This is a genomic window from Pseudomonas sp. G3-39 (assembly GCF_054790485.1).
In genome coordinates this window covers 2,190,838-2,202,683 of the sequence record NZ_CP186497.1, presented here as the reverse complement: position 1 = coordinate 2,202,683, position 11,846 = coordinate 2,190,838, and the positions used below count along the sequence as shown (strand labels likewise).

The 11,846-nt window shown below is 61.0% G+C and carries 9 protein-coding genes; 7 read left to right on the top strand and 2 right to left on the bottom strand.

Features of this window, described 5'->3' with window-relative positions:
* Window positions 1–145 precede the first annotated feature (145 nt).
* The 3 genes from ACOYXG_RS09790 (at window position 146) to ACOYXG_RS09780 (ending at window position 2,702) form a co-directional block, all read left to right on the top strand.
* Window positions 146–1,075 carry a LysR family transcriptional regulator gene (locus tag ACOYXG_RS09790; protein ID WP_097088160.1) on the top strand — a complete coding sequence of 310 codons (930 nt, stop codon included), beginning with the start codon at window positions 146–148 and terminating at the stop codon, window positions 1,073–1,075.
* Between the two features lie 178 nt (window positions 1,076–1,253).
* The gene (locus ACOYXG_RS09785) at window positions 1,254–1,655 is read left to right on the top strand and encodes a MerR family transcriptional regulator (RefSeq protein ID WP_096795666.1); all 402 of its coding nucleotides are present in this window, start codon (window positions 1,254–1,256) and stop codon (window positions 1,653–1,655) included.
* A gap of 147 nt (window positions 1,656–1,802) precedes the next feature.
* Window positions 1,803–2,702, top strand: a complete 900-nt coding sequence (locus ACOYXG_RS09780) for a hydroxymethylglutaryl-CoA lyase (RefSeq protein WP_336840767.1) — start codon at window positions 1,803–1,805, stop codon at window positions 2,700–2,702.
* Between the two features lie 667 nt (window positions 2,703–3,369).
* Here ACOYXG_RS09780 and ACOYXG_RS09775 read toward each other — a convergent pair.
* Window positions 3,370–5,067, bottom strand: a complete 1,698-nt coding sequence (locus ACOYXG_RS09775; RefSeq protein ID WP_460357352.1) for an AMP-binding protein — start codon at window positions 5,065–5,067, stop codon at window positions 3,370–3,372.
* A 358-nt stretch (window positions 5,068–5,425) separates the two neighbouring features.
* Between ACOYXG_RS09775 and ACOYXG_RS09770 the strand changes: the two genes are divergently transcribed.
* The 4 genes from ACOYXG_RS09770 to ACOYXG_RS09755 all read left to right on the top strand — a co-directional run bounded on the left by ACOYXG_RS09770 (window position 5,426) and on the right by ACOYXG_RS09755 (window position 11,095).
* On the top strand, window positions 5,426–6,589 hold the full coding sequence (locus ACOYXG_RS09770) for an isovaleryl-CoA dehydrogenase (RefSeq protein WP_007961115.1): 1,164 nt from the start codon (window positions 5,426–5,428) through the stop codon (window positions 6,587–6,589).
* A gap of 13 nt (window positions 6,590–6,602) precedes the next feature.
* Window positions 6,603–8,210: a carboxyl transferase domain-containing protein gene (locus ACOYXG_RS09765; protein ID WP_139054542.1), complete on the top strand. Its 1,608-nt coding sequence runs from the start codon at window positions 6,603–6,605 to the stop codon at window positions 8,208–8,210.
* A 120-nt stretch (window positions 8,211–8,330) separates the two neighbouring features.
* Entirely contained in the window at window positions 8,331–9,146 is an 816-nt protein-coding gene (locus ACOYXG_RS09760) for a gamma-carboxygeranoyl-CoA hydratase (protein WP_460357348.1), read from the top strand.
* Entirely contained in the window at window positions 9,146–11,095 is a 1,950-nt protein-coding gene (locus ACOYXG_RS09755) for an acetyl/propionyl/methylcrotonyl-CoA carboxylase subunit alpha (protein WP_460357345.1), read from the top strand. The genes ACOYXG_RS09760 and ACOYXG_RS09755 overlap by 1 nt, the downstream gene beginning before the upstream one ends.
* 39 nt (window positions 11,096–11,134) lie before the next feature.
* On the opposite strand, the gene ACOYXG_RS09750 is transcribed toward ACOYXG_RS09755, so the two are convergent.
* Window positions 11,135–11,794, bottom strand: a complete 660-nt coding sequence (locus tag ACOYXG_RS09750) for a LexA family protein (RefSeq protein ID WP_027614618.1) — start codon at window positions 11,792–11,794, stop codon at window positions 11,135–11,137.
* Window positions 11,795–11,846: the final 52 nt, after the last annotated feature.

The window sequence follows — 11,846 nt, the reverse complement described above, 5'->3', positions numbered from 1 at the left end:
TCTATGGGCAGAGGTTGTTCAAATCATGCAATCGATGCTAGAACAGCACTGATAATTTACCTAGCCTATTCTCGGCGTGTATAAACATTCATCACCGATATATGATCCGCTGATCGTCAGCCCCTAGAACAAGAGAAGCCGCGTTATGAATCTGAGTAAGGTCGACCTCAACCTTTTCATCGTCTTCGACGCGATTTACACCGAAGCCAACCTGACCCGCGCCGGGCAGATTGTCGGGATTACCCAGCCGGCGGTGTCCAACGCGCTGGCGCGGTTGCGCGAGACCTTCAACGATCCACTGTTCGTGCGCACCGCGCAGGGCATGGTGCCGACGCCGATGGCGCAAAACATCATCGGCCCGGTGCGCAACGCGCTGTCGCTGCTGCGGGTGTCAGTCCAGGAGAGCCGGATTTTCAACCCGGCGCAGGCGGTGAAGACTTACCGCATCAGCATGACCGACCTCACTGAGGCGGTGATTCTGCCGCCACTGTTCCAGCGTTTGCGGCGTCTGGCGCCGACGGTGATCATTGAAAGTTTCCTGTCCAAACGCCGCGAAACCACCAAGGAACTGGCGGCCGGACGCCTGGATTTTGCCGTCGATGCCCCGCTCAACACCGACCCGCAGGTGCGCCACGTCAAGCTGATGGAAGACCGTTACGTCTGTGCGATGCGCAAGGGGCATCCGCTGGCGGGCAAGGAAAAGCTCAGCCTCGACGACTACCTGTCGCTGACCCACATTCACATCTCCAGTCGCCGCAGCGGGCTGGGCTATGTGGATCTGGCGCTGGGCAAAATGGGCATTCAGCGCAAGATCGCCCTGCGCTCACAGCATTATCTGATGGCGTCGCAGGTCATGCAGCAGACCGACATGGTGATGACGGTACCCGAGCGCTTTGCCCGGCGTAACGACTTGCATGCGTTCAACCTGCCGGTCAACGACGTGCCGCCGCTGGAGACTCACCTGTACTGGCATGAAAGCACCGACCAGGACCCGGCCAATCGCTGGATGCGCGAGCAGATCATCGAGTTGTGCCAGCAGGTGGCAGCGCAGGAGAAGAAGCTGGAGAAGGTGTAAGTCTTTGCACCGAGTCGCTGGCATCGCGAGCAGGCTCACTCCTACATACGACCGCGTTTCAATTGTAGGAGTGAGCCTGCTCGCGATGAGGCCCACAAGAACACCGCAGATCATCCTGCTTGACGTAAACGTCAACTCGCCATTAGCTTAGCGTCAAGACCTTTTTCCGAGCGCTTTCATGAGCAGCCAGACCTACAGCATTTCCGACCTCGCCCGCGAGCTGGACATCACCACCCGGGCGATCCGCTTTTATGAAGAACAAGGCCTGCTCAGCCCCGAGCGTCGTGGCCAGGAACGCATCTACTCGCCGCGCGACAAGGTCAGCCTGAAGCTGATCCTGCGCGGCAAGCGCATCGGTTTCTCCCTGGCCGAATGCCGTGAGCTGATCGAGCTCTATGACCCGTCCAGCGGTAACACCAAACAGCTCAACAGCATGCTGGCAAAAATCGGCGAGCGCCGCGAACAGCTCGAGCAGCAGTTGCTCGACATCGAACAGATGAAGCTTGAACTCGACACCGCTGAAGAGCGCTGCGTGCAGGCGTTGGAGCAGACGCTCAAGGGCCAGCAGATAGCGCAGTAATCAGCCACAACTCATTCCCTGTGGGAGCGGGCTTGCTCGCGAAGGCGGAGTGTCAGGCGACAAATTTTGTATCTGATACACCGCCTTCGCGAGCAAGCCCGCTCCCACAGGGACCTCATGTAATTCCGAAAATGAGCAGGTCAACCCATGTCCCTCCCCTCCAAAGTACGCCTGATCGAAGTCGGCCCGCGCGATGGCCTGCAGAACGAAGCCCAACCGATCAGCGTGGCTGACAAGGTGCGACTGGTCGACGCCCTGAGCGCCGCCGGCCTTGGTTATATCGAAGTCGGCAGTTTTGTCTCGCCGAAATGGGTGCCGCAGATGGCCGGATCCGCCGAAGTGTTTGCGCAGATCCAGCGCAAACCCGGCGTGACCTACGGCGCACTGGCGCCGAACCTGCGCGGTTTTGAAGATGCACTGGCGGCCGGTGTGAAAGAAGTCGCGGTGTTCGCTGCGGCGTCCGAGGCGTTCTCGCAGCGCAACATCAATTGCTCGATCAGCGAAAGTCTGGCGCGCTTCGCACCGATCATGGAGGCCGCGAAACAGCACGGCGTTACCGTGCGCGGTTACGTGTCCTGCGTGCTCGGCTGCCCTTATGAAGGCGAGGTCGCGCCGGAGCAAGTGGCGATGGTCGCGCGCGAGTTGTACGCGATGGGCTGCTACGAAGTGTCCCTCGGCGACACCATCGGCACCGGCACCGCCGGCGCGACCCGACGGTTGTTCGAAGTGGTGTCGGCGCAAGTGCCACGGGAGAAACTCGCCGGACACTTCCACGACACCTACGGCCAGGCGATGGCCAACATCTATGCCAGCCTGCTGGAAGGCATCGCGGTGTTCGACAGCTCTATCGCCGGCCTCGGCGGCTGCCCGTACGCCAAAGGCGCGAGCGGTAACGTCGCCACCGAAGACGTGGTGTACCTGCTCAATGGTCTGGGCATCGAGACCGGTATCGACCTGGACGCCCTGATTGCAGCGGGTCAGCAGATCAGCGCGGTGCTCGGTCGCCCGAGCGGTTCGCGCGTGGCCAAGGCCCGTAACGCCCAGTGAGGGTGAAGGTGTTACCGCTGTGTCGGAAACGTGGGCGTGGTCGAGTAACACGGAAACAAATTGTCTGGTTTGCCCAGAAGGAAAAATCCTTCAAAAATCTCAAATCATTGATTTAAAAGGATTTTAAAAAGTTGGCACGGCTTCTGCTATCTCTATGGCATAACAAGAATAAAAAGCAGCAAACCAATAAAAATAAGACGTACCGACTCTGACATAACAAAAACAACACGGCAGAGACGCAGCTAACAGATTTTTTTGGAGAAGGTGTGCTTTTCAGGGTGCTCTCAGGAGTGACCCGCAACCGGGCAGAGAACAATAAAACTACCTTCAGGTAGCTCCCGAATCGGTTGGGTCGTTTAACGAGAAAGCAGATCAGCGCTCAAAAAAATACGTTTGCTCTTGACCCCGGATGGGGGTCGCCAAAAACAGCGGTAAAGGGCCACGGTTGCCAAAAACAACAACAGACCGCCCCTCAATAATAAAAAAGAGCACGCGACGACAAAATTAAAGGGGAGCCTCGGCTCCCCTTTGTGCTTTCTGTGATTCCTGTTTTCACTGCGCATCCCTTGTGGGAGCGAGCCTGCTCGCGAAAGCGGTGTATCAGACACATCTGCGCTGAATGACACACTGCATTCGCGAGCAGGCTCGCTCCCACATTTGATCTTCGTCAGGCTTGCTTTTCGCGTAGCTCTTCGATGCTTATTTCCCGCATCCTGAACTTCTGGATCTTGCCCGTCACCGTCATCGGAAACTCCTCCACAAACTTGAAGTAACGCGGCGTCTTGAAGTGCGCGATGCGCTCCTTGCACCACACTTGCAGCTCTTGTTCGGTGGCATTGTGACCGGGGTGGAACTTGATCCAGGCAACAATCTCCTCACCGTAACGCGAGCACGGAATGCCGATCACCTGCACATCCGCCACCGCCGGGTGGGTGAAGAAAAACTCTTCCAGCTCACGCGGATAAACGTTCTCGCCACCACGGATGATCATGTCCTTGTTGCGCCCGGCGATGTTCACGTAACCCTCATCGTTCATGCTCGCCAGATCGCCGGTGTGCATCCAGCCGGCCTCATCGATGGCTTCCGCCGTGGCTTGCGGGTTGCTCCAGTAACCGAGCATCACACTGTAACCGCGGGTGCACAGCTCACCGATGGTGCCGCGCGGCACCAGGTTGCCCGCCTCGTCGATGATTTTGCTTTCCAGTTGCGGCTGGGTGCGGCCGACGGTGGTGACGCGCAGTTCAAGTTCATCGTTGGGTCCGGTCTGCAGCGACACCGGACTGGTCTCGGTCATGCCGTAGGCAATCTGCACTTCGCTCATGTGCATCTCGCTGATGACCCGGCGCATTACCTCGATCGGGCAAGTGGCGCCGGCCATGATCCCGGTGCGCAGGGTCGACAGGTCGAACTCGGCCCGCTGCGGCTGATCGAGCATGGCGATGAACATGGTCGGCACGCCATAGAGGCCGGTGGCTTGTTCTTCGGCGACGGTTTGCAGGGTCAGTAACGGGTCGAACGCGTCGTTGGGATAAATCATGGTGCTGGCGTGGGTGATGCAGCCGAGGTTGCCCATGACCATGCCGAAGCAGTGATACAGCGGCACGGGGATCACCAGGCGGTCGCTCGGGGTCAGGCCGATGCTTTCGCCGACCATGTAACCGTTGTTGAGGATGTTGTAGTGACTGAGGGTCGCGCCCTTGGGGAAACCGGTGGTGCCGGAGGTGTACTGGATGTTCACCGGTTGATCGAAGTGCAGGCTGTCGCTGCGTTCACGCAGTTGTTCGGGCGAAACACTGCTCGCCAGATCGGCCAGTTGCGACCACGGCAGGAAGCCCGACGGTGGCTGTGCGTCGAGGCTGATCACCCCGCGCAAATCCGCCAGACGTTCGCTGCGCAACTGGCCGATGGATTGCTCGGCGAGTTCCGGCACCAGCCCTTGCAGCATGGCGTGGTAGTTGGAGGACTTGAAAGCGCCGGCGCACACCAGCCACTGGCAACCGGACTGCTTGAGCACGTATTCCAGTTCGGAACTGCGGTAGGCCGGGTTGATGTTGACGAGGATCACGCCGAGCTTCGCGGTGGCGAATTGAGTGATGCACCATTGCGCGCAATTCGGTGCCCAGATGCCGAGCCGATCACCGGCCTGCAAACCCAACGCCAGCAGGGCTCTGGCATGCACGTCCACCGCGTCGGCCAGTTGCCGCCAGGTGTAGCGCAACTGCTGATGCCTTACGACCAGCGCCTCGCCGTACGGGTGTTGCGCGACAGTCTGATCGAACTTCTGCCCGATGGTCATCGCCAGCAAGGCTTTGTCCTGTGAGCCACGGGTGTAGCTGCGCTGCGGGTTTGCACTGGGTTGATCCATGATGACCCCTATTGTCTTTATTAGTGGGTTTACCGGGATTTTGCTTTTGGCGGGAGTCAACTGTGGCGAGGGGATTCATCCCCGATGGTGTGCGAAGCGCACCCTCAGTTTTTCCTGTTGAACCGCATTCACAGGTTTTGGGTCGGCTTCGCCAACCATCGGGGATGAATCCCCTCACCACACAAGCCCGCTCCCACCAAAAGCACTCCGCTTTCAATCCTGAACTGCCCCTACTCTCGCTCAAGTTGACGTTAACGTAAAGGGTGATTGACAGCCAACCATCGCAGGCTTACGTTAACGTAAAGGTGAGAGCCATTGACCGCCCTCCCCACCCTACAAAAAAGCCAAAAGGTGACCCATGAGCTACCCATCCCTGAACTTCGCCCTCGGTGAAACCATCGACATGCTGCGTGATCAGGTTCAGTCCTTCGTCGCCGATCAGATCGCCCCACGCGCTGCGCAGATCGACCGCGATAACCTGTTCCCGGCCGACATGTGGCGCAAATTCGGGGACATGGGCCTGCTCGGCATCACCGTGCCGGAAGAGTACGGCGGTGCGGGTCTGGGTTACCTGGCGCACGTGGTGGCGATGGAAGAAATCAGCCGCGGCTCGGCTTCCGTGGCGCTGTCCTACGGCGCGCACTCCAATCTCTGCGTCAACCAGATCAACCGCAACGGCAACCACGAACAGAAATCCAAATACCTGCCGAAGCTGATCAGCGGCGAACACGTTGGTGCACTCGCCATGAGCGAGCCGAACGCCGGTTCCGACGTGGTCTCGATGAAACTGCGCGCCGACAAACGCGGCGACCGCTTCGTGCTCAATGGCAGCAAGACCTGGATCACCAACGGCCCTGACGCCAACACCTACGTGATCTACGCCAAGACCGACCTGGAAAAAGGCCCGCACGGCATCACCGCGTTCATCGTCGAGCGCGACTGGAAAGGCTTCAGCCGCAGCAACAAGTTCGACAAGCTCGGCATGCGCGGTTCCAACACCTGCGAGCTGTTCTTCGATGACGTCGAAGTGCCAGAAGAAAATATCCTCGGCGTGCTCAATGGCGGCGTGAAAGTGCTGATGAGTGGCCTCGATTATGAACGCGTGGTGCTGTCCGGCGGCCCGACCGGGATCATGCAGTCGTGCATGGACCTGATCGTGCCGTACATCCACGATCGCAAGCAGTTCGGCCAGAGCATCGGCGAATTCCAGCTGATCCAGGGCAAAGTCGCCGACATGTACACCCAGCTCAACGCCAGCCGCGCCTACCTGTATGCAGTCGCTCAGGCCTGCGAGCGTGGCGAAACCACGCGCAAGGACGCCGCAGGGGTGATCCTCTACACCGCCGAGCGCGCCACACAAATGGCCCTCGACGCCATCCAGATTCTCGGCGGTAACGGCTACATCAACGAATTCCCGGCCGGGCGTCTGCTGCGTGATGCCAAGCTTTACGAAATCGGCGCCGGCACCAGTGAGATCCGGCGCATGCTGATCGGCCGCGAACTGTTCAACGAAACCCGCTAAAACGGAGCTGCACATGGCTATCCTGCATACCCAGCTCAATCCCCGTTCAGCGGAGTTCGCCGCCAACAGCGCGGCGATGCTTGAACAGGTCGACGCCCTGCACACCCTGCTTGCCCAAGTGGCGCAGGGCGGCGGCGCGAAAGCCCAGGAACGTCACACCTCGCGGGGCAAGTTGCTCCCGCGCGAACGCATCAACCGCCTGCTCGATCCGGGCTCGCCGTTTCTCGAGATCAGCCAGCTCGCCGCGCACGCGGTGTACGGCGAAGACGTGCCAGCCGCCGGGGTGATTGCCGGGATCGGCCGGGTCGAAGGCGTCGAGTGCATGATCGTCGCCAACGACGCGACGGTGAAAGGTGGCTCGTACTACCCGCTGACCGTGAAAAAACACCTGCGTGCGCAGACCATCGCCCAGCAGAACCGCCTGCCGTGCATCTATCTGGTGGACTCGGGCGGCGCCAACCTGCCGCGTCAAGACGAAGTGTTCCCGGATCGCGAACACTTTGGTCGGATCTTCTTCAACCAGGCCAACATGAGCGCGATGGGCATTCCGCAGATCGCCGTGGTCATGGGCTCGTGCACCGCGGGCGGCGCCTATGTGCCGGCAATGGCGGACGAAGCGATCATGGTGCGCAATCAGGCGACGATCTTCCTTGCCGGCCCACCGCTGGTGAAAGCCGCGACCGGTGAAGTGGTCAGCGCCGAGGACTTGGGCGGTGCGGATGTGCACTGCAAGATTTCCGGCGTGGCCGACCATTACGCCGAGAGCGACGAACACGCCCTCGCCCTCGCCCGCCGCAGCGTCGCCAACCTCAACTGGCGCAAGCTCGGCGAAGTGCAGCAGCGCACGCCGATTGCGCCGCTGTACGCCAGCGACGAGTTGTACGGCGTGGTTTCGGCCGACGCCAAACAGCCATTCGACGTGCGCGAAGTGATTGCGCGGCTGGTCGACGGTTCGGTGTTCGATGAATTCAAGGCGCTGTTCGGCACCACGCTGGTCTGCGGTTTTGCGCACCTGCATGGATACCCGATCGCGATCCTCGCCAACAACGGCATCCTCTTCGCCGAAGCCGCGCAAAAAGGCGCGCACTTCATCGAACTGGCCTGCCAGCGCGGCATTCCGCTGCTGTTCCTGCAGAACATCACCGGCTTCATGGTCGGCCAGAAATATGAGGCCGGCGGCATCGCCAAACACGGCGCGAAACTGGTGACCGCCGTGGCTTGTGCCAAAGTGCCGAAATTCACCGTGATCATCGGCGGCAGTTTCGGCGCCGGCAACTACGGCATGTGCGGGCGCGCTTACGATCCGCGCTTCCTGTGGATGTGGCCGAATGCGCGCATCGGCGTGATGGGTGCCGAGCAGGCGGCGGGCGTGCTGGTGCAGGTCAAGCGCGAGCAGGCCGAACGCAGCGGCCAAGCCTTCAGCGCCGCGCAGGAAGCCGAGATCAAACAACCGATCCTCGACCAGTACGAAGAGCAGGGTCACCCCTACTACTCCAGCGCACGCCTATGGGACGACGGCGTCATCGACCCGGCGCAGACCCGCGATGTGCTGGCCTTGGCCTTGTCCGCGTCGTTGAACGCGCCTATCGAACCGAGCCGCTTCGGCGTGTTCCGGATGTGATGCTTTTTTTGTGGGAGCGAGCCTGCTCGCGAAGACGGTCTGTCAGCTCCGGATACTTCGACTGATACACCGCTTTCGCGAGCAGGCTCGCTCCCACAAGAACCGTGGAGACGGAAGAATATGAGCGACTTCAACACCCTCGAACTGCAGAGCGACCCAAGGGGTTTCGCCACCCTGTGGCTCAATCGTGCGGAAAAGAACAACGCGTTCAACGCCGAAATGATCCGCGAACTGATCCTCGCACTGGACAAGGTTGCCAGCGACGCCAGCCTGCGTTTCCTGTTGGTGCGCGGGCGTGGCAAGCATTTCAGCGCCGGCGCCGATCTGGCGTGGATGCAGCAATCGGCCGAACTCGATTACCACACCAACCTGGACGATGCCCGCGAACTGGCGGAGCTGATGTACAACCTCGCCAAGCTGAAAATCCCGACCGTGGCCGTGGTGCAGGGCGCGGCGTTCGGCGGCGCGCTGGGGCTGATCAGTTGCTGCGACATGGCAATCGGCGCCGATGACGCGCAATTCTGTCTGTCGGAAGTGCGCATCGGCCTGGCACCGGCGGTGATCAGTCCGTTCGTGGTGCAGGCCATCGGCGAACGTGCCGCGCGTCGTTATGCGCTGACTGCCGAGCGCTTCGGCGGGCAGCGTGCGCGAGAAATCGGTTTGTTGTCCGACAGCTACCCGGCCGCCGAGCTTGATCAAGCCGTCGAGCAATGGATCGACAACCTGCTGCTCAACAGTCCGGCCGCGATGCGCGCCAGCAAGGATCTGTTGCGCGAAGTCGGTAACGGCGCGCTGACCCCGGCGCTGCGCCGCTACACCGAAAACGCCATCGCGCGCATCCGCGTCAGCCCTGAAGGCCAGGAAGGCTTGCGCGCCTTTCTGCAAAAACGTGCGCCAAGCTGGCAAGCCGCAACCACCCCCAAGGAGCCGCGTTGATGAGCGCACCTGTTCTCACCACCCTGCTGGTGGCCAACCGTGGCGAAATCGCTTGCCGGGTCATGCGTACCGCCAAGGCGCTGGGCCTGACCACCGTCGCCGTGCACAGTGCCACCGACCGCGAAGCGCGGCACAGCCGGGAGGCGGATATCCGCGTTGATCTCGGGGGCAGCAAAGCCGCCGACAGCTATCTGCAAATCGACAAACTGATCGCAGCGGCCAAGGCCAGCGGCGCGCAGGCGATTCACCCGGGTTACGGTTTCCTGTCGGAGAATGCCGGCTTCGCCCGTGCCATTGAACAGGCCGGGCTGATTTTCCTCGGCCCGCCCGCTTCGGCCATCGACGCGATGGGCAGCAAATCCGCAGCCAAGGCGCTGATGGAAACCGCCGGTGTGCCGCTGGTGCCGGGCTATCACGGCGAGGCGCAGGATCTCGAAACCTTCCGCGATGCCTGCGCACGCATTGGCTATCCGGTGCTGCTCAAGGCCACGGCCGGTGGCGGCGGCAAAGGTATGAAAGTGGTTGAGGACGTCAGCCAACTGGCCGAAGCGCTGGCCTCGGCGCAGCGTGAGGCGCAGTCGTCGTTCGGCGATTCGCGGATGCTGGTGGAGAAATACCTGCTCAAACCACGCCATGTGGAAATTCAGGTGTTCGCCGATCAGCATGGCAACTGCCTGTACCTCAACGAGCGTGATTGCTCGATCCAGCGCCGGCACCAGAAGGTCGTCGAAGAAGCCCCGGCCCCGGGCCTGACCCCGGAACTGCGCCGCGCCATGGGCGAAGCGGCCGTGCGTTCGGCGCAGGCGATCGGTTACGTCGGTGCCGGCACCGTCGAGTTTCTGCTCGATGCGCGTGGCGAATTCTTCTTCATGGAGATGAACACGCGCTTGCAGGTCGAGCACCCGGTCACCGAAGCGATCACTGGCCTCGATCTGGTGGCGTGGCAGATTGTTGTGGCGCGCGGTGAAGCGCTGCCGATCACCCAGGATCAGGTGCCGCTCAATGGCCATGCGATTGAAGTACGGCTGTATGCCGAAGACCCGTCGAATGATTTCCTGCCCGCCACCGGACGCCTGGAGCTTTACCGTGAATCGGCCACCGGGCCGGGGCGTCGGGTCGATAGCGGGGTTGCAGAAGGCGATGAAATTTCGCCGTTCTACGACCCGATGCTCGGTAAGCTGATCGCCTGGGGCGAGGATCGCGAGCAGGCGCGCCTACGGCTGTTGAGCATGCTTGATGAGTTCGCGATTGGCGGCTTGAAGACCAACATCAACTTCCTGCGGCGGATCATCGCGCATCCCGCGTTTGCTGCGGCGGAGCTGGATACCGGGTTTATTCCGCGTTATCAGGAAACGCTGCTGCCCGCTCCGGGTGAGCTGAGCGATGAGTTCTGGCAGACCGCAGCGCAGGCTTTCGCGCAGAGTCTGCCGGGCGCTGTTCGGGCGGATGACCTGGGTTCGCCGTGGGCGTTGAACAGCGGGTTGCGCGCAGGGTTGCCGGCGGAAGTCACCTTGCACTTGAGCTGCGAAGGTCAGGATCGGGCGTTGACCTTGGGCAGCACCGACAACGCCAAACTGTCGGATGAAGCATTGGTCGTCGAGCACGATGGCGTACGTCGCAACTTGCGTGCCATTCGTCAGGGCGATTCGCTGTACCTGCAATGGGAAGGCGAGTTGCGGCGTATTCAGATGTTCGACCCAATCAGCGCCGTCGACGCCAGCCACAGCCATCAGGGCGGTCTGACTGCGCCTATGAACGGCAGCATCGTGCGGGTGTTGGTGGAGGCCGGGCAATCGGTCGAGGCCGGTGCGCAACTGGTGGTGCTGGAGGCGATGAAGATGGAGCACAGCATTCGCGCGCCCCATGCGGGAGTGATCAAAGCGCTGTATTGCCAGGAAGGCGAAATGGTCGGCGAAGGCAGCGCTTTGGTGGAACTGGAAGCCGAGTAAATGGGAGATCGATCCTACGCCGAGCGAGGATCGATCTGACTAGAAACGCGCCGTGGCCTGAACCACCACGCCGATGATTCGACACTCATCGGTGAACAGGGCTTTGGGCCAGGTCGGATTGAGCGGTACCAGATAACGCTGGCCGCCCTCTTCGTCGAGCTTGCGGAAGATCGCTTCGTCGCAGCCCTGCCACTGGGCGATCACCAGTTTGCCGGGCAGCGCCTCCACCTCCGGGTCCACCAGGATCAGCATGCCTTCGGCGATGCTCTGACCTGAAGGTGCGGTCATCGAATTTCCCGTCACGGTCAGCCAGAACGCTGCGCCACGGGCGTGATAGTCCGTCAGTTCGAAGCGCTGCTTGTCATGTGACGGGGCGTAAGCGGCGGTTGCACTCTCACGCGATTCGCACGGCGTGTGCCAATCGCTGACCGGATAGCGGAAATACGGGTTGTACTTCTGCGCCAGCGGCATCTCGTCATCGTCGGTCTCCTGCGGCTCGCGAATCACCAGCACCACTTCAAGGAAGTCCATCCCCAGCGCCTGCAATACGCGGTTCATTTCCGTAATACCCGGCTCGCGACGTTTGTTCAGCCAATGGCCGATCCCGCCCTGGGACATGCCGACGCGCTCTCCGAGCTCTGTTTGAGTGATTTTGAGTTCACTCATCTTGGCCTTGACCAACTCAATCCATTTATCCATGTGCGGCACCTTACTTGCCCCGCCTTCGGCCGGCAAAACACATATTGTAGTA